The organism is Wolbachia endosymbiont (group A) of Alloplasta piceator, from assembly GCF_964028505.1.
GTDB lineage: Bacteria > Pseudomonadota > Alphaproteobacteria > Rickettsiales > Anaplasmataceae > Wolbachia > Wolbachia pipientis.
The window spans coordinates 833,458-858,919 of the sequence record NZ_OZ034793.1 but is presented as its reverse complement, the minus strand read 5'-3'; the positions used below and the strand labels follow the sequence as shown (position 1 = coordinate 858,919).

General features: G+C 35.6%; 21 protein-coding genes and 3 pseudogenes. 16 read left to right on the top strand and 8 right to left on the bottom strand.

Going from position 1 to position 25,462, the window contains the following annotated elements; translation table 11 throughout:
* Positions 1–46: 46 nt before the first annotated feature.
* Positions 47–580 (bottom strand): HK97 family phage prohead protease, encoded by a 534-nt coding sequence (locus ABWU31_RS04190; RefSeq protein WP_077188057.1) that lies wholly within the window; start codon positions 578–580, stop codon positions 47–49.
* A gap of 1,448 nt (positions 581–2,028) precedes the next feature.
* On the opposite strand from ABWU31_RS04190, the gene ABWU31_RS04185 reads away from it, so the two are divergent.
* Entirely contained in the window at positions 2,029–3,126 is a 1,098-nt protein-coding gene (locus tag ABWU31_RS04185) for a type I glyceraldehyde-3-phosphate dehydrogenase (protein WP_077188141.1), read from the top strand.
* Positions 3,123–3,884: a twin-arginine translocase subunit TatC gene (tatC, locus tag ABWU31_RS04180; RefSeq protein ID WP_006279807.1), complete on the top strand. Its 762-nt coding sequence runs from the start codon at positions 3,123–3,125 to the stop codon at positions 3,882–3,884. The genes ABWU31_RS04185 and tatC overlap by 4 nt, the downstream gene beginning before the upstream one ends.
* A 53-nt stretch (positions 3,885–3,937) precedes the next feature.
* On the opposite strand, the gene ABWU31_RS04175 is transcribed toward tatC, so the two are convergent.
* Positions 3,938–4,393: an arginine repressor gene (locus tag ABWU31_RS04175; protein ID WP_064125001.1), complete on the bottom strand. Its 456-nt coding sequence runs from the start codon at positions 4,391–4,393 to the stop codon at positions 3,938–3,940.
* 125 nt (positions 4,394–4,518) lie between these two features.
* Between ABWU31_RS04175 and ABWU31_RS04170 the strand changes: the two genes are divergently transcribed.
* From ABWU31_RS04170 to ABWU31_RS04160, 3 genes are read left to right on the top strand one after another with little or no spacing between them, the layout of a single operon-like run.
* Positions 4,519–5,253 carry a substrate-binding periplasmic protein gene (locus ABWU31_RS04170; protein WP_077188142.1) on the top strand — a complete coding sequence of 245 codons (735 nt, stop codon included), beginning with the start codon at positions 4,519–4,521 and terminating at the stop codon, positions 5,251–5,253.
* On the top strand, positions 5,253–5,900 hold the full coding sequence (locus ABWU31_RS04165) for an amino acid ABC transporter permease (protein ID WP_077188143.1): 648 nt from the start codon (positions 5,253–5,255) through the stop codon (positions 5,898–5,900). The genes ABWU31_RS04170 and ABWU31_RS04165 overlap by 1 nt, the downstream gene beginning before the upstream one ends.
* Positions 5,884–6,525, top strand: a complete 642-nt coding sequence (locus tag ABWU31_RS04160; protein WP_077188144.1) for an amino acid ABC transporter ATP-binding protein — start codon at positions 5,884–5,886, stop codon at positions 6,523–6,525. The genes ABWU31_RS04165 and ABWU31_RS04160 overlap by 17 nt, the downstream gene beginning before the upstream one ends.
* A 389-nt stretch (positions 6,526–6,914) precedes the next feature.
* Here the strand turns inward: ABWU31_RS04160 and ABWU31_RS04155 are convergent, their stop codons facing one another.
* The gene (locus ABWU31_RS04155) at positions 6,915–7,730 is read right to left on the bottom strand and encodes a phage major capsid protein (protein ID WP_353271099.1); all 816 of its coding nucleotides are present in this window, start codon (positions 7,728–7,730) and stop codon (positions 6,915–6,917) included.
* A 112-nt stretch (positions 7,731–7,842) separates the two neighbouring features.
* Here ABWU31_RS04155 and ABWU31_RS04150 point away from each other — a divergent pair.
* The 6 genes from ABWU31_RS04150 to ABWU31_RS04125 all read left to right on the top strand — a co-directional run bounded on the left by ABWU31_RS04150 (position 7,843) and on the right by ABWU31_RS04125 (position 13,627).
* A protein-coding gene (locus ABWU31_RS04150; protein WP_353271062.1) for an IS5-like element ISWpi1 family transposase occupies positions 7,843–8,675 on the top strand; the annotation gives its coding sequence in 2 pieces (ribosomal slippage) (positions 7,843–8,212 and positions 8,212–8,675; 834 coding nt in all).
* Between the two features lie 109 nt (positions 8,676–8,784).
* Positions 8,785–9,796 (top strand): IS630 family transposase gene (locus ABWU31_RS04145; protein ID WP_265029767.1). Its coding sequence is split into 2 segments (ribosomal slippage): positions 8,785–9,246 and positions 9,248–9,796, totalling 1,011 coding nucleotides; the frame shifts between segments, so codons are not numbered across the junction.
* 94 nt (positions 9,797–9,890) lie between these two features.
* Positions 9,891–10,211 carry a preprotein translocase subunit SecG gene (gene secG, locus ABWU31_RS04140; protein WP_010962615.1) on the top strand — a complete coding sequence of 107 codons (321 nt, stop codon included), beginning with the start codon at positions 9,891–9,893 and terminating at the stop codon, positions 10,209–10,211.
* The gene (locus ABWU31_RS04135) at positions 10,211–11,815 is read left to right on the top strand and encodes a CTP synthase (protein ID WP_077188050.1); all 1,605 of its coding nucleotides are present in this window, start codon (positions 10,211–10,213) and stop codon (positions 11,813–11,815) included. Before secG ends, ABWU31_RS04135 begins: the two co-directional genes overlap by 1 nt.
* 25 nt (positions 11,816–11,840) lie before the next feature.
* Positions 11,841–12,251: a nucleoside deaminase gene (locus ABWU31_RS04130; protein ID WP_077188051.1), complete on the top strand. Its 411-nt coding sequence runs from the start codon at positions 11,841–11,843 to the stop codon at positions 12,249–12,251.
* A gap of 407 nt (positions 12,252–12,658) precedes the next feature.
* Positions 12,659–13,627 carry an IS110 family transposase gene (locus tag ABWU31_RS04125; protein WP_236514440.1) on the top strand — a complete coding sequence of 323 codons (969 nt, stop codon included), beginning with the start codon at positions 12,659–12,661 and terminating at the stop codon, positions 13,625–13,627.
* 285 nt (positions 13,628–13,912) lie between these two features.
* On the opposite strand, the gene ABWU31_RS04115 is transcribed toward ABWU31_RS04125, so the two are convergent.
* Positions 13,913–15,118 carry an MFS transporter gene (locus ABWU31_RS04115; RefSeq protein WP_244663081.1) on the bottom strand — a complete coding sequence of 402 codons (1,206 nt, stop codon included), beginning with the start codon at positions 15,116–15,118 and terminating at the stop codon, positions 13,913–13,915.
* A 1,191-nt stretch (positions 15,119–16,309) separates the two neighbouring features.
* On the opposite strand from ABWU31_RS04115, the pseudogene ABWU31_RS04110 reads away from it, so the two are divergent.
* The 3 genes and pseudogenes from ABWU31_RS04110 to ABWU31_RS04100 all read left to right on the top strand — a co-directional run.
* Positions 16,310–17,052: pseudogene (locus tag ABWU31_RS04110) on the top strand (AAA family ATPase); the annotation flags it as partial.
* Between the two features lie 102 nt (positions 17,053–17,154).
* Positions 17,155–17,406 carry a hypothetical protein gene (locus ABWU31_RS04105; protein ID WP_353271386.1) on the top strand — a complete coding sequence of 84 codons (252 nt, stop codon included), beginning with the start codon at positions 17,155–17,157 and terminating at the stop codon, positions 17,404–17,406.
* A gap of 240 nt (positions 17,407–17,646) precedes the next feature.
* Positions 17,647–18,645 (top strand): pyruvate dehydrogenase complex E1 component subunit beta, encoded by a 999-nt coding sequence (locus ABWU31_RS04100; protein ID WP_006279663.1) that lies wholly within the window; start codon positions 17,647–17,649, stop codon positions 18,643–18,645.
* Here ABWU31_RS04100 and ABWU31_RS04095 read toward each other — a convergent pair.
* The 4 genes and pseudogenes from ABWU31_RS04095 to ABWU31_RS04080 all read right to left on the bottom strand — a co-directional run.
* Positions 18,621–18,833, bottom strand: a pseudogene (locus tag ABWU31_RS04095) (hypothetical protein); the annotation flags it as partial. The gene ABWU31_RS04100 and the pseudogene ABWU31_RS04095 overlap by 25 nt on opposite strands.
* Entirely contained in the window at positions 18,796–19,254 is a 459-nt protein-coding gene (locus ABWU31_RS04090; RefSeq protein ID WP_353271385.1) for a transposase, read from the bottom strand. The pseudogene ABWU31_RS04095 and the gene ABWU31_RS04090, both read right to left, overlap by 38 nt.
* A 1-nt stretch (position 19,255) precedes the next feature.
* The gene (locus ABWU31_RS04085) at positions 19,256–19,585 is read right to left on the bottom strand and encodes a transposase (RefSeq protein ID WP_007548762.1); all 330 of its coding nucleotides are present in this window, start codon (positions 19,583–19,585) and stop codon (positions 19,256–19,258) included.
* Between the two features lie 239 nt (positions 19,586–19,824).
* A pseudogene (locus ABWU31_RS04080) lies at positions 19,825–21,207 on the bottom strand (IS66-like element ISWen3 family transposase).
* 465 nt (positions 21,208–21,672) lie between these two features.
* On the opposite strand from ABWU31_RS04080, the gene ABWU31_RS04075 reads away from it, so the two are divergent.
* Positions 21,673–23,076, top strand: a complete 1,404-nt coding sequence (locus ABWU31_RS04075) for a malonyl-CoA decarboxylase (RefSeq protein WP_353271098.1) — start codon at positions 21,673–21,675, stop codon at positions 23,074–23,076.
* Between the two features lie 75 nt (positions 23,077–23,151).
* Positions 23,152–24,948, top strand: a complete 1,797-nt coding sequence (gene lepA, locus ABWU31_RS04070) for a translation elongation factor 4 (protein ID WP_236514878.1) — start codon at positions 23,152–23,154, stop codon at positions 24,946–24,948.
* Positions 24,949–25,462 lie beyond the last annotated feature (514 nt).

The window sequence follows — 25,462 nt, the reverse complement described above, 5'->3', positions numbered from 1 at the left end:
ACACAGGTGTAAAATTATGGTAAAGTCTTTGCCCGCCTAATACACTTTAAGCAGAAATGTACATGTCTGCAAGTACAGCATTTGCTTTTTCTATCGCTCTTGCTAACACTTCCTGTTCATTGTTCTGATTTTTCACATTGATTACCTGAGCAGCCAAGTTTGCAGGAAAAGTGACCAAACTGACTTCCCATAATTCCACTTGTTTTAACACTCTAGCTCCGCTTTTATGATCAACATCATACTCTATAGGTATATAGCCGATGGAAAGTCCATTGATTACTCCAGTTTTGAGCATTAAGTACGCTTCCTTTGCTTTTTGGATGCCCAAAAGTAAGTGTGCGGTTATATACAGGCCAACATCATTTTCGCAAATATCTATGATGCTACCTATAGGCTCACCTGGATTGTGCTGCCAAAGGAGTTTTATTTTATTTCTGTTTAAATTTTCCTTAAATGCTCCAGGCAATATCAGATCATTTTGTTTATCAACTATATTAAAAACGCTAGCATAACCAGAAAATACACCGTTTTCTTCTATACTTTTTATTGACAATGGTGAATAGAGAAATTTCTTATTCATAAAGCCTCCTGTAGTATTGGGAATTTTGTTTCGCAATGCACTGCGATATAATTCTATTATATGCAGTGCTCTAAAAGGGGGAAGCACTTTTCTTAGTTACTAAAAACGCTAACTAGAATCCAGATTGGACACTGGGTTATAAAATTCTACGTCATACCACCGCGGCGCTAACAAGTAGCGGAATGACGATTGTCAAGGTGTCATCCTAGTGCCTCTATGATGTCATCCCAGTGCCCTGACTACTTGGATCCAAGAAAAAGAATGATGTCATGCAAGCCCCTATGATGTCATTTCAGTGCTTGACACTGGGATCTCATTTCACTCTATAATAGCAGTGCTCCTTTCTTGTCATCCGAGTAGCCTCTTTTTTGTCATCCCAGTGCGTGACACTGGGATCCAGCCCTTCCATAATCATCAAAACATTGTATTGTAACGTAAAATGGCTACTTTTATGCTTACCAACTTAATAAAATTCCTGGATCCCAGTGGGCTTTGTTGCATCGCTAGCTATGATGGATTAAAGATAAAAAAGATAGCGAATATCAGTAGCTTATTATTCTGGTATTTATAACAAGAACGGTCAATGAATACCTAAATTTGAGTAAAAGAAATTTCACTACCATTTACCAATCCGGCTAAAATTCAAGAATTTCAATGCTTTAGCTATTTTCAATAGAATTAAATTTATTAATATAAATAACAAATTACTATTCTTAAATTTGATCAGATTGATTGCAAAAAAACAAGATTTTCAATAGGTTGCTTATAATCCTAACTATAGTTAGCCTTTCATAAGTAGCGATGCAACAAAGCCATCCCAGTGTCAAGCACTGGGATGACACCCTCCTAGTAGAAACGCTTTTGTAATTGCAACATTCGTGCAATCTTTAGCCATGAATATTAAGAAACTTACCAAACGAAAAAAAGGCAAAAGAAACCCTAGTCATTGTCTATTTTCAGTATTGGCGTTTTTTTATGTTTTTTACACTTAGTAACCGCGACTCAGCTGCATTTAAACTGCAACTAACTTTTAGCTATAAACATTAAAAAATTTACTAAGCAGAAAAAAAGGCAAAGAAAACCTAGGGTAGCTAGTATTCAAATTCTCCCTTGTTCTATTTGACGTCTTTTGATGTCTTAAACGCTTTATAAGCGCGTTTCGGCTTGTATAGGTAGAAACCCAGAAGTTTTATAAAGACATGAGGTGCACATAGTGCAAAAAATTAAGCATGATTTACGCCAAATACAAAGTTCCCTTTGTCGTTTTAATCTGCAGATTGCGAAGATAAATAAATAGCTTCAATTCTATGATAAGGGGGCTGGCGGAGTTTGTCAAGCAAGTTTTTAGCCCTGTCTCCTTGCTATAATGTTCATATCGATAGAAAAGCAAAAGAATAAAATGAAATATCAAGTGATATCCTCTATAATTAAATTTTTTGAATGAAGAGATGACGATTCGTGTAGGAATTAATGGTCTGGGTAGAATAGGCAGAGGCGTATTGCGTGCTATTTTCGAAATAGAAGAATATAGCAAACAAATAGAAGTTGTAGCTATCAATGGATCGCTCAGTGCAAAGCAGCATGCACATTTGATTAAATATGATTCTGTTCATGGCAAATTCAGTGGTGATATTGATTTTAATGAGTCTCAAAATTGGCTATCCATAAATGGCAGAAAGTTTTCTTTGTATAGAGAACGGAGCCCTGAAAATATTCCTTGGAATGTTGATGTAATACTTGAATGTACTGGTGCATTCAACAAACGTGAAGAAGCAATAAGGCACAATGCAGAGAAAGTAATTGTCTCTGCTCCAGTTCCAGATGCTGATGTCACTATAGTTTATGGTGTGAATAACGATATGCTCGAAAAAGAGCATAAAGTGATATCAGCAGGTTCTTGCACTACAAATTGCCTTGCTCCGATTGTGAAAGTCCTACATTCTAGTTTAGGCATAAAAAGCGGTTTTATGACTACTATACATGCCTACACGAATGATCAAAATGTTCTTGATGGTAATCATAAAGATTTGCGTAGAGCAAGGGCTTGCGGATTATCTATGGTGCCAACTACAACCGGGGCAGCAAAAACAATTGGTTCTGTCATCCATGAATTAAAAGGAAAACTAGATGGCACTTCCGTCAGAGTTCCAGTTAGCAATGTTTCTATGGTTGATTTTAAATTTACGACTGATAAGAAAGCGACCGTTGAAGAAATCAATGAAATATTTAAGGATGCAGCTCTCTCCTCTACGTCATTCCAGCGCGTGACGCTGGAATCTAATTTCTGGATCCCAGTGTCAGCTACTCGGATGACATCAGAGGGTACTAGGATGACAGAGGGTTATCCAATGTCAAATGTACTTTCTATATGCGAGGAACCTTTAGTCTCAATAGATTTTGTGCATAACCCTTATAGTGCAATTGTGGATTTAACTGGTACATATGTTACAGGTGATATATGCAGGGTTGCAGCGTGGTATGACAATGAGTGGGCTTTTTCGCTGAGAATGTTAGACATAGTATTATTGAGCTATAGTAAAGTATGAACTGGAACTCAAACAAATACGCCTCATTTTATGAGCACTTTGCGGAACTCAGAAAAAGAGTTATCTTTTGCTTTCTATTTTTTTGCGTTGCTTTTGGTTTTTGTTATTACTTTAAGGAAAATATATACCGTTTTTTACTCGCACCTTTAATAGAAGCAACAAAAGGTAGCGAAGGTTTTTCTTTAATTTACACAGACTTAACAGAGGCATTTTTTGTGTATCTTAGAGTTGCAATGATGAGTGCACTTTTGCTCTCTTTTCCTGTGTTTGCATGGCAATTCTATATGTTCTTAGCACCTGGGTTATATAAAAGTGAAAGGGCAGTGTTGTTGCCATACTTAATTGCAACACCGGTTTTATTTGTAACGGGAGCTACTGTAGTCTATTACTATATATTTCCTTTAGCCTGGAAGTTTTTTATCAACTTCGAACACAGTGGTAAATCCTTCGATATACCGATAGAGTTTATGCCATCAGTTAGCGAATATTTAGACCTCGTTCTCCAATTTATGTTTGCATTTGGCACTGCATTTCAGATTCCAGTCATACTCACATTAATGGTGAGAGTTGGGCTACTGACTGCACAAAGTTTGTCAAATAAACGTAGAATCGCAATAGTGGTAATTTTTATTATTGCTGCAATCTTAACTCCACCTGATGTATTAAGCCAAGTAGGGCTTGCAATACCTATGCTGATTCTATATGAATTGTCCATTCTGATATGTAGGTATATTGAAAAAAAGAAGACAAAGATTTAAACAAAGAAATCCCTCTTATCTCCTTTATATCACATTTTTAACTTACAACATTCTTATTCAGGACTTAAATATGGAAATGTTTCATAAATTGATTGTAATACTTTGTTAAGTTCAGCCTTACTTTTGATGATCAATAATACTGTATCATCACCTGCTATAGTTCCTATAATTCCTATGTTTTTGCTATTATTTAATGAATAAATAACATATTTCTGATCTAGAAAGTAAGCCAGACTGCTAGCTTGTCCTGGTTGAGTGTGTAGTACTATTAAACCAAAATCCGAAATTTGCATATTAAGTATTAATGGTAATCGATATTGGTTGATGTCAATTACTTTATACATACCAGCAACTTTGGCAATTTTAAGTTCTTTCAATTTTCTTGATAAAGTAGCCTGAGAAATGTTATACCCTCTTTTTTTGAGTAAGGTCTGTAAATCGCTCTGTTCTAAAATTTCATGATTTTGAATAATATTTAAAATATGTTCACCTAGTGTGTTGTCATGCATTATGCATTTTCCTCATATTGAATATGTAATAAGTATATTTGAAATTATATTCATTATTTCTTGACTATTCAATTTTTAATGTCTATATTCACAAGATGAATAAAATATGAATATAAATTAGTAATATGAAAAAATACATTTTAAATGCTATTATAGCGATAAGTATTCTATTAACAGGATGCAAGGAAGATAAACACGATAATATCATTAGATTTGCAATTTCTGCAGATTATCCACCTTTTGAATATTATGAAAATGGTAAATTTACTGGCTTTGACATTGAGCTTGCTCAATTAGTAGCAAAAGAGTTAGGTAAAGAAGCGATATTTAAAGATATGCAGTTTAGTACTATATTTGCAGCATTGCAAAGTAATTCTGTAGATGCTGCTATATCTACTATTGGTAGCACAGAAGAGCGTGAAAAAAATTTTGATTTTTCAAATAGTTATTATACAGGGGAATTTGGTATTCTATATCACAAAAATAAACCCATAGCCGGTATAAACAACTTAACTCACAAGAAGATAGCCGTTCAACTAGGAACTGTCATGGAAATTTGGCTAAAAGAGCATGTTCCTACAACAGCTCAAATTATTGCTATAGACAATAATAATCAAGCTGTAGAAACATTAAAGTCTGGTCATGTTGATAGCGTCCTAATTGATGAATTCCAAGGTAAAGTATTTAGCAAAAAAAATCCTGGTCTATCATGGTCAGCCATCGCTAAGTCAGATAATGGTTATTCTATTGCTGTGAATAAAGGATCTGATTTAAAGGATAAAATAAACGAGGCGTTAAAAAGTTTAGAAAGTAAAGGTGTAATACAAAAGATAGCAGAAAAATGGCTAGGAGATAACTGATGCAAGAATTAATTTCTAATTTCTTGTTTGTTGGAACAGGCCTTGCCTTTACTTTAAAATTATTGATTGGAGGACTGCTTTTAGGTATGAGTCTAGGAGGGTTATTTTCAGTACTCAGATATAATAAGATCTGTATTCCATTAATTAATGGAATTATATCTGTAATACGTGGCACCCCCCTTATATTACAGTTAAGTGTTGTTTATTTTATGACTCCAACCATTGCAGGAACTAAATTAAACATATTTAGTGCTGGCATTATAGCATTTGGTCTAAATAGCTGTGCTTATATTGCTGAGATTTTACGAGCTGGTATTGAAACTATATCAAAAAACCAGTTTGAAGCAGCTAAAACTTTACAAATACCTAGTTTCTATATGTGGAGAGATATTATATTACCACAAGTTATTAAAAATATTCTTCCTGCAATGATAAATGAGATCATTGCACTCCTTAAAGAAACGGCATTAATCTCTACTATTGGTGGTGTTGATATTATGCGCTCTGCGCAAATGCTTGCAGCAGAACAATTTACTTATTTTATACCACTTTGTCTTGCTGGGGCTTATTATTACGCTCTTGTATTACTAATTGAATATATAGGCAAAAAGATTGAACAGAAAGGTATATATGATAAAAATGCATAATGTTTGTAAATTATTTAATAATATTCCAGTACTTAATAATATTAACCTGATTATAGAACAATCTATAGTTGGTCTTGCTGGTCCTTCTGGTAGTGGTAAATCAACATTGTTACGTTGTATACAAAAACTCGAAGTTTTAGATTCTGGTAGCATTGAATGCAATGATAGTACTGGTTTTGTATTTCAGGATTTTCAACTTTTCCCACATATGACTGTCTGGGAAAATCTTACATATGCTCCCAAACTTAAAAACAAAACTCAGGATCAAAGTGATTCACTACTTGAGTCTTTGGGTATTGCCTCTAAAAAAAATGATTACCCTAGTAATCTATCCGGTGGGCAAAAACAGCGGGTTGCGCTTGCCAGAAGCTTAATGATGAATCCAAGGATTCTATTATGCGATGAGCCAACGTCTGGTTTAGATGTAGCAACAATAGTCGACGTTGTGGAACTACTACAATCAGTTAGAGATATGGGTATTACTATGATTATCGCTTCTCACAATTTGGATTTTTTAACAAAAATATCAGATCGGATTATTCTGTTAAAAAACGGAAAAATAATTGTAGATATCAATCCTAAAGAAATTGATGAACCAACAAACTATTTAAAAAATAATTATTAAAAGAGAATCACTCATATCATACTGAGAGCTATAACAGATCTTAGCATCGAAAATTACATAATGTATATTATGGAAAATAAATTACACAATATAAGAAGCAACGCTAAAAATAAAATCACATAATATAGCAAACTATAGCTAACCCAAGAAAGGTTTTCCTACGTCATACCGCCACGATATCTCAGCATAGATTCCGCTAACAAGTAGCGGAATGACGAATTTTTGTTTTTCAAACTGTCGGTAAATCTAAGTCAGTTTAGCTATATGTGTCAAGCACTGGGATGACACCCTCCTGATGGGCCAAAATCACAATGTTCGTACAGTTATGGAATGAATCGCGGTATGACGTGTTGCTTTGATCAGCTATAAAGATGATGCTGCGGAAGTTTTTAGTACTTGCTCGCAACTTTCAACAATTTAATAGCACTGGTGTTTACAACCTCTCCGCCGACACGCTTAGTGACAAAAAACCTCACATAAGGTTTATTCGTATAAGGGTCTCTTAATATTCTCATTCCTCTGTTATCTACAATCTTATAAGCTTGTTTGAAATCTGCCATCGCAATTACTGGTAGCTGATTGTTTGGCGCTGGTGGCATATCGGCAGATTGATATACTGGTATTCCCATTAAGGTATCTGGGGCTTTAAGCGACAAACTTGGTTGCCAGAGATATTGACCTGTTTGAGCTTTTAGTAGCCTAATGTCCTTCAACGTACTCCTGTTCATCAAAAATGACGCATTTTTGGAATAATATTCGTCCAGAGAGTAATACAACATCATTATTGAATCACTATCTAATTTTTCAGTTTTAACTTGCTCTATTTTATTATAACTGTTTCCATTTTCATAAGCTAAAATTCCTTTTGGTTGAAAAGTGCCCTCACCCTTAATGAAGGCTTCGCTTTCTTCCTTACTAAAAGTCTCGGCAATCTTTTCCACCAGCCAACTCTCAACATCGACAAACGCATCATCGAGTAACTTTTGTGATATTTGTGGTTGAGCATATAACTCGTAAGTTGTGACGGAAATCTTTTGGATTTTGGGCGTGTCCGTATCTTTTGCAAAATCATACTTAGACTTATTGCCACCGTCCTCATCATCTACTGTTTCACTGCTCCAACCTGCACCGGCGCGGTCAAAATCTTCTATAATGTAATCCAATGTTTCAGTAGAGATTCTTTGACTGGAGCATATTTGTCGCATTGGGGACGAATCAGTTACGCGCTTGTTTATGCGTTTTACAATATGCGGAGTAAGAGGTTGTCCGGAAACAAGTAAAAGGCTATAATATCTGAAATTTTAGTACGGGGTAAAGATGAGAAAAAAGTATCCAACAGATCTAAGCGAAAGGGAATGGGCAAGAATAGAAAAACACTTCAGAGTATCATACAAGAAAGGAGGAAGGCCGCCAAAGTATAGCAAAAGAGAAATATTAGAAGCAATTTTCTATGTATTGCGTACAGGGTGTCAATGGCGGTATTTACCAAATGATTTTCCGCTATGGAAGACTGTGTATGAGCAGTTCAGGCAATGGAAGAAGCAGGGAATTTTTGAGAAAATGAATTATGAAATTACAAAATATAGTAGAAGAAAAATAGGAAGGAATGAGCAGCCGAGTGCCTGTATAGTAGATAGTCAATCTGTAAAGACTACAGAAAAGGGGGGATCAAAGGCTATGATGGAAGTAAAAAAGTAAAGGGTAGAAAAAGGCATATAATTACAGACACTCAGGGTTTTATACTAGGTTGTTACGTAGGCGCTGCTAACGAAAATGATAGAGATGGTATTAAAATAGCATTAAACAATATGAGAACAAAATATACTAAAGTTAAAAAAATGTGGGCTGACATGGGATACCAAGGAAGAAATTCAAAGAATCACATAAAGGAAGAATATGACATAGATATTGAAATTGTTACAAGGCCTCCATGTAGATTTTGGGTGCACAAAGATACGCCACCTGAGCTACTACCAACAAGAGAACAAGGGTTTAAAGTACAGCCAAGAAGATGGGTTGTAGAAAGGACTTTTGCTTGGGTTAATAGGAATAGAAGGCTATCGAAGGAGTATGATTTACTCACAACATCCACTGAGAATTTCATATACCTAGCTATGAGTAGGGTTATGTTAAAGAGGGAATATGCTTGAATTTACTAGTTTCCGGACAACCTCTTATACCAATTCCCATTACAGGGCAAACAGATGGACAATGATGGAAGAAAAGCCATACTGAAGTAAGTAAAATAGCGAGGTTTAAATGGCATTAAGATCAAAATTATTGGATGAAAAAGTAGTAGAATCAGCAAAAGAAATGCTGAAGAAAGTAAGGAATAATGCATATGTTTCAAAAAAACTAAATGCTGTAATTGCAGCAAAAAAGTACAGTATAACGGCTGTAGCAAAAATATATTGCATTTCAAGAAGCGCACTAACTTCGTGGGTAAAACTCTTGAAAATTGGCAGAGAAGAAAAACTGTTTGCTCCTTCACAACGTCGTAGAAAAACTAAATTAAATCAGGCTCAACTACAGCAAATTGAAGAGTGGATAGAAGAAAATCCTAATATCACCATTAAAGAAATGAGAATAAGAATCCAGGAAAAGTTCGGATTAAATATCAGCAAATCTACAGTACACCGCCATATGCAAAAGATGAAATTCTCATATATTACACCAAGACCAGTTCATAATGGACAAGATAAAAGCAAACAAGAGGAATTCAAAAAAAAATCTCAATGGAGCTATTAGCAAGTATCCAGAAAAAGAGCTATTTTTCTTTGATGAATCACGGTTTGGCACACATTCAAAAGTTGGACATGGGTGGTTTAAAAAGGGGATTAGAACACAGGTTAAAACAAAATTAGGTAGGCAAAATTTCTATCTCTATAGTGCAGTTAATCCTAGAAATGGAGAGAGTTCTAGCTTATTTGCACCAAATGTCAACACTGATTGCATGAACATATTTCTTGAGCAAATTTCGCAATATCTAGAAACACGAGAGGCTTTTCTCGTTATGGACTGTGCTAGTTGGCATAGGTCAAAAAATTTAAAGGTACCTAAAAATATCGACATTATATACCTACCTCCATACTCACCTGAGCTAAATCCTGTTGAGAGGCTTTGGTTATATATAAAACAGAACATTTTGCGCAATAAAATATACGATACAATTGCTCTACTTGAGGGTGCTTTGTGCAAATTTATTACTTCTCTTGCCAGCTCCACAATTAAACAACTCTGCAATGTTTCCTATTTGACTGGACAACAATGAGAATTGGTATTAGATTTCAAGTTATTTGGGTGACAGATGTTCTTGACTTACGTGCTTTGTACTGCTAAGATTTTTATTTTCAGCCCTATCTATAATGTCAGTAGCGGTATTAAGTATATTTCAAATAATATTGGTTGTTGTGTTAGTAATTTTAGTGCTCTTGCAGCCACCTGGGAGTAGTTCATTAAGTGGTTTTAGTAATACACAACAGGGGGTCAATTCGATGATTCCGGTGAAATCTTCTGAAAACCCGCTCAGCAGAATAACGGCTATTGTTGCTGGATTGTTTATTATAAACACATTGCTATTGTCAGGATTATATTCAAAAGACGTACATAAAAAATCGATTGCAGAGAAAATTATATTAGAAAAAAAGCAAGAAAGTGAACCTACTTCTGTTCCATTTGAAAATTAATGAAGGAAGCTAAATTTATCTTTGTTACAGGTGGAGTTGTATCGTCGCTTGGTAAAGGCTTAGTTGCTTCAAGCGTTGGTGCGCTTCTTCAAGCTCACGGTTTTAAGATCCGTATCAGAAAACTTGACCCGTATCTCAACATTGATCCTGGGACAATGAACCCAACTCAGCACGGAGAGGTGTTTGTTACCGAAGATGGTGCTGAAACTGATTTGGATCTTGGGCATTATGAGCGTTTTACTGGAATTAAAGCAACAAAAGATGACAATATAACAACTGGTAAGATATATCATGAGTTATTGAAGAAAGAGAGGCGTGGTGATTATCTGGGCAAAACTGTGCAAGTCATTCCTCATGTGACAGATTTGATCAAATCGTTCATTTTTAATGGTACGGAAGGTTTAGATTTTGTAATATGTGAAATAGGCGGAACTGTAGGTGACATTGAAAGCCAACCATTTTTGGAGGCTATACGCCAAGTTAACTACACATTAGGAAAACAAAGAGTTATCCTGATTCACTTAACTTTAATACCATATCTTACCGCAGCGCAAGAATTAAAGACAAAACCAACGCAGCATTCAGTTCGAGAGTTAAATTCCGCGGGGTTACAACCAGATATTATATTATGCCGCAGTGAGAAAGAAATTTTCGATAATCAAAGAGAGAAAATAGCTAAGCTTTGCAATGTTTCTTTATCCAATGTAATACCTGCCCCTGATGTGAGTCATATATATGAGTTACCGGTGTTGTATAGCCAATGTGGGCTTGATACGCAAATTTTGGAGCACTTTCATTTAAGTAAGCCAAAACCAAGCTTGACTGAATGGGATCAAATAGTGCATTCCATAAGGCACCCAACACAGGAAGTTACTGTATCTATAGTGGGAAAATACACCGAATTCCCTGATGCATACAAATCACTGATTGAAGCATTAAATCATGGTGCGATTAGTAATAAAGTCAAAGTAAAGATAAATTGGGTTAACTCAAGAGAGAAGGAAGAAAAACCTATAAATGAAAAACTTATAGGAGAGAAATTACAGAATTCTCATGCAATCCTTGTTCCAGGGGGGTTTGGTGATGACGGAGTAGAGGGTAAAATATTAGCAATAAATTATGCCCGTACAAATAATATCCCATTTTTCGGAATTTGCCTTGGTATGCAGCTTGCAATTATTGAATTTGCTCGTAATGTTGTTAAGCTTGAAGATGCACACTCTGAAGAATTTCGTAACTGTAAACATCCAATCGTTAAGTTAGCTGGCGATCAAGATGACGATCTTGGTGGAACCATGAGACTTGGGGCATACAAATGTAATATAAATGCAAACTCTAAAATGATGGATGCATATAGTAACACTACTATTTCAGAAAGACACAGGCATAGATACATAATCAATTCAGATTATAAAGATGATTTGGAAAAAAATGGGCTGCTATGCAGTGGCATATCAGAAGATGGAACGTGCATAGAGGCAGTGGAGTTAGAGAGTCATCCGTGGTTTATTGGTGTGCAGTTTCATCCAGAATTTCAATCAAAGCCGTTTTCTCCTCATTCTCTTTTCGTGTCGTTCGTTAAAGCAGCAATTGATAAGAAATAAGTGCCTAGTGTTTAAGTATCAATATATGGAGCTTGCCATAGAGCAAGCCAAACTCGCTCAAAAAAATGATGAGGTGCCCATAGGTGCTGTAATAGTGAGTGGAGACAATATCATTTCTTCTGCACACAATATATCTAACGATCCAACTGCACATGCAGAGATGTTAGCGATCAGACAAGCATTTTCAACTTCCACGCTTTGTGATGCTGATATGTACGTAACATTAGAACCATGTCCGATGTGTGCTCAAGCTATTTCCTTTGCCAGAATTAAACGATTGTACTTTGGAGCTTATAATCCAAAAGGTGGAGGAATTGAAAATGGTGCTAAGATATTTCAATTTTGCAGCCATATACCTGAAGTTTATGGTGGAATATTAGAAACAGAATGCTCTTTTTTGTTAAAGGATTTTTTTGAGAAACTAAGGAACATTTGATAAATCGTCATGCTACTTGTTTTCCGATACAAAATCGTCATCCCGCTACGTGTTAGCGGGATCTATGCTAGGAGATACCGTGACGCTATGGCGGTTAAGTAATTCGTCATTCCAGCGCGTGACGCACAACTATACAAACATTGTCCACCAGCAGGGTGTCATCCGAGTAGCTGACACTGCCCTCCTTTGTCATCCCAGTGCCTAGACACTTGTATCTTTATGATGTGAGGCATTAGAGCTAAAATACCTCACAGGGAGGGTGAAGCTGATGCGACACTAATGCCATTAAGCCAGACTTTGCTTCCCTCCCATAGAGTTAAAGACTGAACAGTATCTTTTGGAATTATATCCCGTATTACAAGGTTAGTCTAAACTCTCAGTTTATTTATAGTCTTGGAGGCAATTTTATGCAAGTAAATGCTATTTTGGGTGTGGATATTTCAAAAAAGAAATTTGATGTTTGTTTGTTAGTGGACAGTAAAAAACGACACAAAGTCTTTCAAAATAATCAAGATGGTTTTGCAAAACTTGTAGTTTGGTGCAATGGCCATGGAGCAAATCTTACTCATTTATGTCTTGAAGCAACTAGTTGGTATGGAGAAGATTTGGCTACTTTTATGCACGATTTAGGACATAATGTCAGTATAGTAAACCCAGCCCAAATCAAAGCTTTTGGCAAAAGTGAGCTGCTCAGAAATAAGACAGATAAATCAGATGCAGCTATGATAGCTAGATTTTGTATCGCCAACAAACCTGCTCTTTGGAAGCCCATTGCACCTGAAATGAGGCATTTGAGGGAGCTTTACCGTTGCATGCAATCGCTAAAAGATGATAAGGTGCAACAGACAAATCGCTTGGAAAACAAAAATATGCATTCCAGTTGCAAAGAAGCTATATCTAAAGTAATTTTGGCAATAGAGGAGCAAATTATTGTTCTCGAAAAAGAAATTAATGAGCATATAAATAACTATCCACATCTAAAAAATATGGTGGAAAACCTTAAGACTATAAAAGGTATAGGATATCTTACTGCTGTTGCTGTTGTCGCAGAAATGCCATCAGTTGATAACTTTGACAATGCTAAACAATTTACAGCTTTTGCTGGTCTAAATCCAGGACATTATCAATCGGGATCGTCAGTAAGTAAGAGAAGTTGCATATGCAAAATAGGATCTGAGCGTATTCGAAAAGCTCTTTATATGCCAGCTATAGTAGTCAAAAACCATAATAATCATTTTCAAAAGTTTTGTCAGCGTCTAGCAAGTAAAGGCAAATGTCCAAAAGTCATAGTTCTTGCGTTAATGCGAAAATTAATGCATGTCTTTTTTGGTATTCTTAAAAATAATCAACCATTTAATTGTAATTTTGTTGGATAATTTGTTTGACAGCAGAGACAGTATCTGGGATCCAGAAACTTAATTTTAACCAAGTGGCTGCATAATAAAGGCTGGATTCCAGTGTCAAGCACTGGAATGACATTACAGGGACACTGGGATGACATCATCCTTTTCTCTGGATTTCAGACTGGAATGACAGCAGTCCTACGTCATACCGTCACGGTATCTCTAGATCCCGCTAACAAGCAGCGGGATGACGGTTGTCAGGGTGTCAGCTACTTAGATGAAACCCTTTCCCGGTCTATCAAATCACATAGGAGAAAACTAAGACCAATCAAATTTCTTATCTTGCGGTTTTATTTGCAATATTGCTACCACACTGATCAACAAGCAGAAGACTATATAAAGCCCAGCAGCAAGGTTTGTTTGAGGAAATGTTACAGTCAACCAAATACAAACCATAGGAGTAAATCCTCCATGTAACGCATAAGAGATATTGCGTGATAAGCTCACACCACTAAATCTAACATTGGTAGGAAAGAGTTCAGATGCAACTATTCCTATGGGAACTATACCCCTTTCTATTATAGAGAGAACCATTACGCTCAACGCAATCACAAGATAATTTTTATAGTAATATGCAATAGATAACGCAGGACAACACAGTGCCATTGTAATTGCTATAAATAAGATTGCAGTGCGCTCTTTTCCAACTTTATCAGCCAACATTCCAAACGCTATTGAAGATATCGGCATTAATACACTGGTTATAATCAATACAATTTCGTTGATATATGTTGTTACATAAACATCCACTGATGCTATTTCCTTTGCGAGAGTTCGAAGAAATATGGTAAATCCAACAGCAACATTAACAGGTACAGATATTAAAATAGCAAGTATAAGAGCTCTCTTGTGGCGTTTTATAAGCTCTATTATTGGCAAATCAGGTAAATTTCTTTGTTTTCGATTTTTTTCATATGCTGGAGTTTCTCCCAATGTGTATATGCTATACGCGCTAATTAATCCTAAAATAGCTGAGAAAATAAATGGCAATCTCCAACCCCAGGTACAAAAATCAGTAGTTTTTTTGCAGATAATCACTATCACCGCAGAAAGCAAGACGCCAATGGAGCGACCAAAACCCATCATTCCAAAATACATCCCTAAGTTCTCTTTCCTACTGGATAAATGCTCTATAAGATAAACAGAACTTCCTTGTTCACCACCAAGTGCAATTCCTTGTGTTATATGGATTGCAAGAAGCAATATAGTAGAAATTATACCTACTTGATTGTGACTTGGAATAAATGCAATGAGACTTGATGGTATCGATATTAGCAAGATAGTAATTATTAATGCTATCCTCCTTCCATACCTGTCACCAACGTGACCAAATATGAATGCACCAAGTGGCCTTACAATTGCACCTAGCCCTACAATTCCAAATAATTGCAGTATGTTACTGTAGACATCTTTTGCAAAACAAAACTCTCTGCTGATTATGTTAATCAAATCAATAAAAAGCATGTAGTCATACCATATTGCGATTCTGCAGAGTATGGTTGATATCAACACCCTTGTTTGCACTAAATTCAATTCGTAAATGTTTGCTTATTCTATTCTGGCTGCTTTTTGGGATTTTACAACCTAAACATATGGAGTTGACTTTTTTATTATGGTGTGTGATAATTGCAGTGTTATTAAGTTTAGTGGTAAAGTTATAATGAATATAGCTTATTTAGCAGCACTTATAGCAGCAGCTATAATAAAAATAGCAGCAGTAATACTTTGTGCTATAATGTGTATAAGCATTTTCTTTATATTATTTAAGGGAAAAAGAACACTTAGATTCAAAAGGATTTCTATCTCTTCTGAAAACAGTAGGTGTAATTTCTATAATACTATCAATTATATCTCTCCCACTTATTATATTAAGCCTTACTACTCCGTCACCTCTGGTAGTAGGTATAGTAGGTGGTATCGTTGGTGCTATTTCCATAATACCATTAATAGTAGCTTACATTTTGCTTGTGGCTATATCGGATATCTTTATTACCAAGTCTTTATAAATTTGAGCTAATGTTACTGTCTTCATTTCTTCTTGGTTGTAATATTGCTGAAAGTTATCTATTTCCATAGGTATAACATATAATCTGATTTTATAAGATATTCTACCGGGATTAAAATATCGTAAATCTTAGGCGTTATAAACAAAATTTACAGGAAAAATAAGATGATACTACTCAAAAAGGCAAACAAGACGGTATTTTTCTGGCATAAGTTAGCGTTCAGCTTTACCTTTCCTTGCAAGACATTTTAGAGCTATTATGTCTTACTTCTTGAAGATACAAGTTAGCGTTTTTAACCCGAATTCTGGATTGGAGATTAAAAAAAACAAGAATATCAATAGCTTATTGTTTTAGCATTTACGATAAAGCAGTAAGCATTTTAAGACTAGTTACTAATTTAGTAAAATTCAAGACTTTCAATAATTTACCTAAAATCTAATCCAGAATTCGGGTTAATAATAAAATCTTGTTTTTTGAAAATGAATTTGGTAAACTTTAAAGATGTATGTGACAACATGGGGATATATTGTTTTTAGTATTTAATAAGTTAAAGTACGTACTTGATAATTTTTCGGAACGCTCTAATCAAGCTAAAATAGGTAGGCTAGATAAAATTATTCTTAGTTTAAAATTGGTATAAGGTATTAAGATGAAAAAAATTGAAATTTCAGAATTACTAAAAAGAATTTCAATCTGTTTACTATGCGTGGCAACTATTATCTCTATCGCTTTTTTGTTTGCCTATATGCATACAACGTTGCTCAGTAAAGGGTATGAGTTAGCTGCACATTATGTTAGTGAAGCTATGCCTTTTGTGTTACTTGTCGTTTTCTTTTTTATTGCTTGGTTTATATATGATCAAATATTCAGCAAACTAAAGGAAGTAGAGCTGCCTATATCGATAGAATTAGCTGATTCAGATGATAAAAGAATAACATTTGCTGATGCTATAATTGATGACTCCTTAAAACAACGGTTGCAGATGATTTGCTGTGACCAAATGACAGAAGAAATGCGCAAGCTGTTTGGAAATAAAAGTATTAATTCACTAAGAGGTTACATATTACATGGCCCTCCTGAAAATGGTAAAACACTTATCGCTCGTGCAATTGCAGGTGAATCAAATATGAATTTCATAAGCATCTCAGGTCCTGAACTTATTGGAGTATATATTGGTCATGGTGCACATGCTGTACGCGAGCTTTTTAAAATAGCAAAAAAATTTCTCCTTGTATAGTCTTTATAGATGAAATAGATGCAGTTGCTCAAAAAAGAAGTACCGCTAATAACTCAGCTTACCATTGTCGAGAGAGTTTAACACAGTTGTTAACTGAAATAGATGGATTTAAGAGCAGAAAAGATATAATAGTAATTGGTGCAACTAACCTTATCGGTGGTATAGATCCAGCACTTATTAGACCTGGACGTTTAGGTCAGAAGGTTTATGTCCCTAATCCAAACATAGAGGTGAGACAAAGGATATTGGAACTTTATATGCGAGGTACAAAAACTGATGAAAAGCTAAACCTCCAAGACATTGCAGACAAGACTGAAGGCTATTCTGGGGCTGAATTAGAGCAATTAGTGAATGAAGCAAAAATTAGCGCTGGTGCGCAAAGACGGCTTATAGTGAGTGAGGAAGATTTCAGTTACGCGCTTCACAGGTTAAGTCCAGAACAAGAAAGAGATAGAATAAGGTTAGTTTCAAACGTGGAGACACAGACAGAAGTATCTTATTCTATTTAGAGTATAAAACTATCATAAATTTTTCTGTTATTTCCAAATAAATTGCTATTAATTTAACAACATACATTACTAAAAGCTTAAATAATCCAGCCATTTCCAGCAACAAAAAACAGCAAGCGTGAGAAGATTTTTTTTTGGAATGAGTTGGTCATGATGTTTGTAAAACTTAATTTGTACACTTTACTTACCCCCAGTAATTCTGATATAGTTACTTTAGTTAAAGTCTATAAAAGTTTATAAATGGCAACCTTAAGTGTAAGAGAAGCTTTATGCACAGCAATTAGAGAAGAAATGCAAAACGACTCTGATGTGCTTATCATGGGTGAAGAAGTTGCAGAGTATGATGGTGCTTATAAAGTAACGAAAGGATTACTGAAAGAGTTTGGAGAAAACAGAGTAGTTGATACGCCTATTACCGAACATGGATTTGCTGGCCTTGCTGTTGGAGCGGCATTTGCTGGATTAAAGCCAATAGTCGAGTTTATGACTTTTAATTTTTCTATGCAAGCTATTGACCAAATTGTGAATTCCGCAGCAAAAACAAATTATATGTCAGGCGGACAACTTGGATGCCCTATAGTATTTCGTGGACCAAATGGCGCTGCAGCAAGAGTTGCTGCACAACATTCTCAATGCTTTGCAGCTTGGTATTCGCATATACCGGGGTTAAAAGTAATAGCACCCTATTTTGCCTCCGATTGCAGAGGTCTGCTTAAAGCTGCAATTCGTGACCCTAATCCGGTAATATTTCTAGAAAACGAAATAGCTTATGGACATGAGCATGAAGTTTCTGACTCTGAGCTATCAAACAAAGATTATCTACTTGAAATAGGCAAAGCTGCTGTTATACGGGAAGGAAAGGATGTAACTATCACTGCTTTTTCATTAAAATTAATGGATGCCTTAAATGCAGCAGATTTACTTTCGAGTGAAGGTATAGAAGCTGAAGTTATTGACCTCAGAACCTTAAGACCACTTGACACTCAAACTGTTATTAACTCTATTCAGAAGACTAATAGGTTAGTTAGTGTAGAAGAAGGATGGCCATTTGCAGGAATAGGAGCAGAGCTGTCAGCCGTTGTTATGGAACAAGGATTTGACTACCTTGATGCTCCAGTTGTACGCGTAACTGGCAAGGACATCCCCTTACCTTACGCTGCAAATCTAGAAAAAAAAGCATTACCACAAGTGGAAGATATAGTTAAAGCCGTACATCAGGTCTGTTTTAGAAAAAAATAGTTCTTTTTTGTGTCTCCTGTTCCACATTGGTCCATCAAAGAAGTATTTCCAGTGCCGCCTATACCACCCATTACTTTTATGACGATAGTTTTAGCACCGAAAAATACAGCACAAAATATACCGAGTGCAAAAAGAGCTGGCCATGGCATTCTACCAAATATCGCAAGCAAAGCTGCACCTATTATCATACCAATTCTCACCATGTAATTTCATTAACTGAATAGCGGCATTTCTATCAAGCATATAATCCAATTTTGGATGCTCTGCTGCGTTGTTTTTCGGAGGAATTTTCGTTTTTATACCATATTGATTACACAGCTTATAGAGCTTTTCTCTGTCATATGCCCTATCTGCATATAGTACTTTTATGACATACTGAAAATCGACTTCTTTTAGCAAATCACAAGCTCCATAGTGATCAGAGTAGACACCGTTACTGTATTTTACAGCTATGGCTTTTTTGCTGTTTGTATTCAACATTACATGCAATTTTCTTGTCTGTTCATAGCTGCGATACTTTCTATCTTCGCTATTTTCTTTGCTATGACCAGGAGTGTTGTTGTATATACTAATTCCTGTACTGTCTATAGCAATTTCGATATCTTCCATATTATTTTCTGCAATCATTGATCTTAATATTGAGTTTCTTAAACCTTCTTGATGATTGTGAATAGCTGATAACTTGCAAATTTTTCCCAATTTGCTCAAGGTATCCTGCTATAAACCCAACTGTTTGCCTCAGGCCTATTCTAAATAAACAAGTTATTATGTGCACCAAAATTACAACTTTATCGCTATAAATATTGTTGCCACCTGGTATTTTTGGACCATTCTCGTACCACTTTTCTATGGCTTCGTTGATATAATGAAAAATATTTCCTCTTTTTTCTAGAAATTTGTTATATTCGCTATGGTTACTGACCCTCATTTTTTGTGGCATATTTTTTCTTTCAAGGTTAAATGGCTATTTTATAATGAATTTTGTCAGTAGCCACCAGATTTTTCAGTTGCTATGCAACAAAGCCATCCCAGTGTTAAGCACTGGAATGACAGCAGTCCTACGTCATCCCGCCGCGGTATCTCAGCCGCTAACAAGTAGCGGGATGACGGTTGTCGTTTAGCCATAAACATTAAGAAATTTACCAAATGAAAAAAAAGGTATCCGTTCAGGAGAGTGGTTTAAGAAACAATAGATAGGAGATTTTGGAAAGGATTGAGACCCCTTTGTTTCCAAGTTAAGTATAATGAAATTATCCGCTCAAGGAATGTATTTCCCCGCTTTGATTGTGTAAAATATGAGTTTTTGCGATAAACGACATAATGCCGAATTTGCCGTTCAGCGTGGTTATTTGTCAGCGGAATATTTTCTGGGTCATCTAAAAATTTCCACATCATTCTTTCAGATCTCAGAACATTTTTTGCAACTCGAGAGGCTCCAATTGCTTCAGGTAAACGAGATATCTCCTTCAAGTAATACTTTGTACGTTTTCTTAATTTTCTGGCACGTCTGACAAACCTCAAAACATCTATCTCACTTTTTAGTAAAGCTTTTTTTAGTGCAAATAATTCAGTGGCCACGTTTCTCAAGTAACAACCCAGAACTTTAACTTCAATATTCCAACTATGTGCTAATCTTTCAAAATCTCTTGATAAATGTGCCCAACAGATTTGCCTGTTTTTATCGGCAAAATAATTCTATGCTGCATACCTGTCAGTTATTACCAAGCTATTGCGATTGCAGAATTTACTATTTTGTAAAACTTTCATTCCTCTTGACTCTGTAAATTTTACAAAACTTGCCGTATTGCTTGCAAACATCCAACACCAAGCGAGTTTACCTTTGTTATAATGGCTCGTTTCATCAATATGTAGAACTTTACTCCTACTTATCTCTTGTTCGATCTGCTCATACATTTTTTTGCATTTTGAAGCAACTCTATGTTCACTATTTGATATGCTACCGACGCTTATGTTCAAATTGAAGATATCATTTACGACACTCGCTATTTCGCGTTTTGAATTTTTGTAGAATCCGCTGAACGCTGCAATTATTGACTTAACCCTTGGACCAAATGTATCTGGCGTAACACCTTCCGGTAACTTGCTACTTCTTCTCTTTCCGCATCTCCGACAACGGCCATGTTCTAACTGATATTCCACTACATAAGGCTTGATTTCTGGAAGATCAACTTTCTGATGAATATATGGTTTTTCACATATTGCAATTTCTCCTCCGCATTCGCAAGTATTAGGCAACTCTATCTTTACTACTTTATCTGCATCCATGTTGGCGCGAAAACTTCCTTTATGACCAACCTGACCGCCAATATTCCTTTCGCTTTTCGGCTTATTCTTTTTTATTTTATACAACTCTTTGGAACTTGGTATTGATGAATTTTTTGAGCTTAAACCGAGTCTTTCTCTTAACTCAGCATTTTCTATCTTTAAAGCCTTATTTTCTGCTTTTAAACTTTCATTCTCTTTTTCCAATCTTTCTATTTTTGCTTCTAACCTTTCTATTTTTTGCTGTAAATTTTTGCAAAGTTCTAAAAGGTTTACCATATTATTTCACTTTTGCTCTATGATTATCTTTTTAGATCACCTTGTCTACCTTATTCTGCCACTCCGCTGAACGGATACAAAAATTAAACAATAGTACGCCAAATACAAGTTTTCTTGTCATTTTAATCTGCTGCAGAGATTGCGAAGTTAAATAAAATAGCTTCACTTCAGTGATAAGAGGGCTGGCGGAGTTTGTCAAGCAAGTTTTTTTGTTTCTACTGAATGACAGTTGTGGCTTGGGAGGTAGTGCAAGAAGTCTATTGTATTACTGAATTATTAATAATCTAGTAATAGTGCCTGCTATGTAGCTAAAATTTTCCTTTAACTTAAGCTATATGTAGCTAAAATAACTTGGGTTTACCGACGATTTGACAAACGATAAATTCGTCATCCCGCTGCTTATTAGCGGGATACCGCGGCGGTATGACCCTGACTTGCATTAGCCATGTATAATAAAGGGAATCTATGACAAAAGAATCATTGGTAAAAACTGATATAGTGAAAGTTGAAGACAAAAAAGCGGTAAGAAGCTTTTTTAAAATACTAGGTGGAGTGGCAGATGCTGTAAGATCGTGGATTGGTAACATCAGTCCTGATTTAAGCAACAGTCGCGATATCGATAGTTTAGTCTTGAAGATGAACGAGCGCTTAAATCCAAAGGGAGGGGAGGTTTCAGCACGTAAAAACGCTGTATCTCTTGGTAACTTGTACTTAAGCTTATCAGAGAAAGGTAAAATAAAATTTCTACAAACCCTGGCAGAAAAATTTAATCCGAATAAAGCGGAAATAGATGAGAAAATTAGAGAGTATAAGAAAAACCAAGATCCCGAGTTAAACTATAAATTTGAACAGGATTTAATAAAAATTCTTGAATCACCACGTTCTAAAATATTGAAGCAATTTATTTCTTTACCAGAAGGCCTTAAGTTTATTGTTGATATGCGTTCTGATGTGCTTAAGCTAAAGAACCAATATAGAAGCTTGAATCCACTAGAGAGGGAATTAAAAAATATACTCTATACTTGGGTTGATGTTGATCTACTCGATCTTCGTCAAATCACTTGGGATTCACCTGCATCATTGCTAGAAAAACTTATAAAATATGAAGCTGTGCATAAAATTTCCTCTTGGGGCGACCTAAAAAACAGACTAGATTCTGATCGTCTCTGTTTTGCTTTTTTTCATTACAAGATACCAAACGAACCTCTAATTTTTGTAGAGGTTGCATTGGTGGATAAGATTGCAGATAGCATTCAACACCTTTTAGATGAGTCAGTACCTTCAAATGATCCGAGTAATGCAAGCACTGCTATATTCTATTCAATATCAAACACTCAAGCAGGGTTATCTGGAATCAGCCTTGGTAATTTTTTGATCAAAAGGGTTGTAGAAAAGCTATCACAGGAGTTTAAAAGTATAAAAACATATGCAACTCTTTCTCCAATACCTGGCTTTACGAAATGGCTAAAAAACAATCTAAACCAAGATGTCACTTTATTGGGCAAACTAAATATAAAACAATCTAGTGCAGAAATTTTAGAAAGTGCAGAGCAATTAAAAACTAATGTTGAATGTACAAATGAAACTAAACAATGCATGCTTAAACTATGTGCATATTATTTACTAAAAGTTAAGAACAATAGTGGCGATGCTTATGACCCGGTGGCGCATTTTCATTTAAGCAATGGTGCATCGATAAAACAATTAAACTGGATGGCGGATACTTCTGAAAAGGGTATTAGTCAGTCAGCCGGGATGATGGTAAATTATCTATATGAGTTGCCTAAAATAGATAATAATCATGAAAACTATATGGTTAATAAAGTGATTTCCTGCTCGAAAAAAGTGTCGTCTATGTTGAAGGAGTAAATAGTCTCTTAATAAAGGATTGCCCTCACAACACTTAAAATGTAAAATGGTTCTACTTAAGTAAAATAGCCATAAATGAACAACATAAGAAATTTTGCAATAATAGCGCATATAGACCACGGTAAGTCAACGCTTGCTGACCGTTTAATAGAGGAATGTAACGGCCTTGAAGCAAGAGAAATGACCAATCAAATACTCGATTCAATGGATATAGAACGCGAACGTGGGATTACAATTAAGGCACAGACGGTAAAACTCAATTATACGGCAAACGACGGTAATCAATATTGCCTAAATCTCATGGACACCCCAGGTCACGTTGACTTTTCTTACGAGGTAAGTCGAAGCTTAGCAGCGTGCGAAGGTTCACTTTTAGTGGTGGATAGTAGCCAGGGCGTTGAAGCACAAACCCTTGCAAATGTATATAAAGCTATTGACAACAATCATGAAATAATAGTTGTGCTCAATAAAGTTGATCTTCCTGCTGCAGATCCAGAAGGGGTAAAACTCCAGGTTGAGGAAATAATCGGTATTGACGCAAGTGAGTCAGTTTTAATATCAGCAAAAACTGGACTTGGAATAAAAGATGTACTTGAAGCAATAGTGGCAAAACTTCCAGCTCCTCAAGGTGATGTAAATGCTCCACTGCAAGCAATTTTAGTTGATAGTTGGTATGACACTTACTTAGGAGTGGTAATTTTAGTGCGAGTTAAAAATGGAGTGCTAAAAAAAGGCATGAGAATTGTTATGATGTCTAATAATGCTACATACCAGATAGATAATATCGGTATTTTCACCCCTAAAAAAGTGATGACGGGTGAACTTTCAGCGGGTGAAGTTGGTTTTATAACTGCTTCAATGAAGGAAGTAGCAGACTGCAAGGTAGGGGACACTATCACTGAGGAAAAGAGACCTTGTAGTGAAGCACTTCCTGGATTTAAAGAAGTGCATCCTGTGGTATTTTGTAGCATTTTCCCTCACAAAACGGATGATTTTAAATATCTAAGGGAAGCTCTAGAGAAGTTACATTTAAATGATGCAAGTTTTACCTTCGAAGCTGAAACTTCAAATGCACTAGGCTATGGATTTCGTTGTGGTTTTTTGGGAATGTTGCATCTTGAAGTTATTCAAGAAAGGCTCGAGAGAGAATTTGATTTAGACCTAACAGCAACTGCGCCAAGTGTTATATATAGGGTTACAACACGAAGTGGTGAAATTTTGAATATTCATAACCCAAGTGATATGCCAGATCCAACGAAAATTGAAATTGTGGAAGAACCATGGATTACCGCAACCATAATGGTTCCTGATCAATACTTGGGAGAGATTCTATCTCTATGTGAAGAAAGGAGGGGAGAACAGGAGGATTTATCTTACATTGGTAACACAACAACAGCATTGTTAAGATATAAATTACCACTGTCTGAAGTTGTTTTTGACTTTTATGATCGATTAAAATCAATTTCCAAAGGATATGCAAGCTTAGATTGGGAAATTTCCAGCTATCTGGTAAGCCAAATAGATAAATTAAGCTTTTTAATTAATGGAGAGCCCGTAGATGCACTGGCTTGTATCGTTCACAAAAGTAGGGCAGAAAAAAGGGGGCGTGAAATATGTGCACGCTTGAAGGATTTAATACCACGTCAGCAATACAAAATCGCGATTCAAGCGGCAGTGGGCGGAAAAATTATTGCCAGAGAAACGATTAACCCATACAGAAAAGATGTAACAGCTAAACTCTATGGTGGAGATGTAACGCGAAGAATGAAACTACTTGAAAAGCAAAAGAAGGGTAAAAAAAGGTTACATTCTATAGGGAACGTAAATATTCCACAGAATGCTTTTATTCAAGCCTTGAAGATAAGTGATTGATCTTAAAAGACTTCTTGTATAGTTTTTGGCAACAACCGTTAGAAACGAAAAAACTTACTTGACAAACTCCGCCAGCCCCCTTATCATGAAACTGAAGCTATTTATTTATCTTCTCTGTACAGATTAAATGACAAAAAAACTCACGTATCTGGCGTCTCATGTTTAATTTTTTGCACTATGTGCACCTTATGTCTTTATCAAACTTCTACCTACATAAGCTGAAACGCGCTTATAAAGCGTTTAAAACATAAAAAAACGCCAACTTAAAAAATGGATAGTGAATAACTAGCTACCCTAGGGTTTCTTTTGCCTTTTTTTCTGTTTAGTAAATTTCTTAATGTTTATAATTTAGATTAGTTGCGGCTTAAAAGCAACTGAATCGCGGTTATTAAACGTTGAGAATAAAAAAACGCCATACTTGAAAGTATAATGTAAGTAATTAGCCAACCACGGGGCTTCTTTTGCCTTTTTTTGTATCCGTTCAGCGGAGTGGCAGAATAAGGTAGACAAGGTG

What these genes read in the sequence shown, in the direction of transcription:
- ABWU31_RS04115 (WP_244663081.1), bottom strand. Translation starts at nt 15,118, where the DNA reads ATGCTTTTTATTGATTTGATTAACATAATCAGCAGAGAGTTTTGTTTT.
- secG (WP_010962615.1), top strand. Translation starts at nt 9,891, where the DNA reads ATGTCAGTAGCGGTATTAAGTATATTTCAAATAATATTGGTTGTTGTG.
- ABWU31_RS04075 (WP_353271098.1), top strand. Translation starts at nt 21,673, where the DNA reads ATGACAAAAGAATCATTGGTAAAAACTGATATAGTGAAAGTTGAAGAC.
- ABWU31_RS04100 (WP_006279663.1), top strand. Translation starts at nt 17,647, where the DNA reads ATGGCAACCTTAAGTGTAAGAGAAGCTTTATGCACAGCAATTAGAGAA.
- ABWU31_RS04130 (WP_077188051.1), top strand. Translation starts at nt 11,841, where the DNA reads ATGGAGCTTGCCATAGAGCAAGCCAAACTCGCTCAAAAAAATGATGAG.
- ABWU31_RS04085 (WP_007548762.1), bottom strand. Translation starts at nt 19,585, where the DNA reads ATGCCACAAAAAATGAGGGTCAGTAACCATAGCGAATATAACAAATTT.
- tatC (WP_006279807.1), top strand. Translation starts at nt 3,123, where the DNA reads ATGAACTGGAACTCAAACAAATACGCCTCATTTTATGAGCACTTTGCG.
- ABWU31_RS04105 (WP_353271386.1), top strand. Translation starts at nt 17,155, where the DNA reads ATGCGAGGTACAAAAACTGATGAAAAGCTAAACCTCCAAGACATTGCA.
- ABWU31_RS04090 (WP_353271385.1), bottom strand. Translation starts at nt 19,254, where the DNA reads ATGGAAGATATCGAAATTGCTATAGACAGTACAGGAATTAGTATATAC.
- ABWU31_RS04170 (WP_077188142.1), top strand. Translation starts at nt 4,519, where the DNA reads ATGAAAAAATACATTTTAAATGCTATTATAGCGATAAGTATTCTATTA.
- ABWU31_RS04125 (WP_236514440.1), top strand. Translation starts at nt 12,659, where the DNA reads ATGCAAGTAAATGCTATTTTGGGTGTGGATATTTCAAAAAAGAAATTT.
- ABWU31_RS04185 (WP_077188141.1), top strand. Translation starts at nt 2,029, where the DNA reads ATGACGATTCGTGTAGGAATTAATGGTCTGGGTAGAATAGGCAGAGGC.
- lepA (WP_236514878.1), top strand. Translation starts at nt 23,152, where the DNA reads ATGAACAACATAAGAAATTTTGCAATAATAGCGCATATAGACCACGGT.
- ABWU31_RS04175 (WP_064125001.1), bottom strand. Translation starts at nt 4,393, where the DNA reads ATGCATGACAACACACTAGGTGAACATATTTTAAATATTATTCAAAAT.
- ABWU31_RS04165 (WP_077188143.1), top strand. Translation starts at nt 5,253, where the DNA reads ATGCAAGAATTAATTTCTAATTTCTTGTTTGTTGGAACAGGCCTTGCC.
- ABWU31_RS04190 (WP_077188057.1), bottom strand. Translation starts at nt 580, where the DNA reads ATGAATAAGAAATTTCTCTATTCACCATTGTCAATAAAAAGTATAGAA.
- ABWU31_RS04155 (WP_353271099.1), bottom strand. Translation starts at nt 7,730, where the DNA reads ATGCGACAAATATGCTCCAGTCAAAGAATCTCTACTGAAACATTGGAT.
- ABWU31_RS04160 (WP_077188144.1), top strand. Translation starts at nt 5,884, where the DNA reads ATGATAAAAATGCATAATGTTTGTAAATTATTTAATAATATTCCAGTA.
- ABWU31_RS04135 (WP_077188050.1), top strand. Translation starts at nt 10,211, where the DNA reads ATGAAGGAAGCTAAATTTATCTTTGTTACAGGTGGAGTTGTATCGTCG.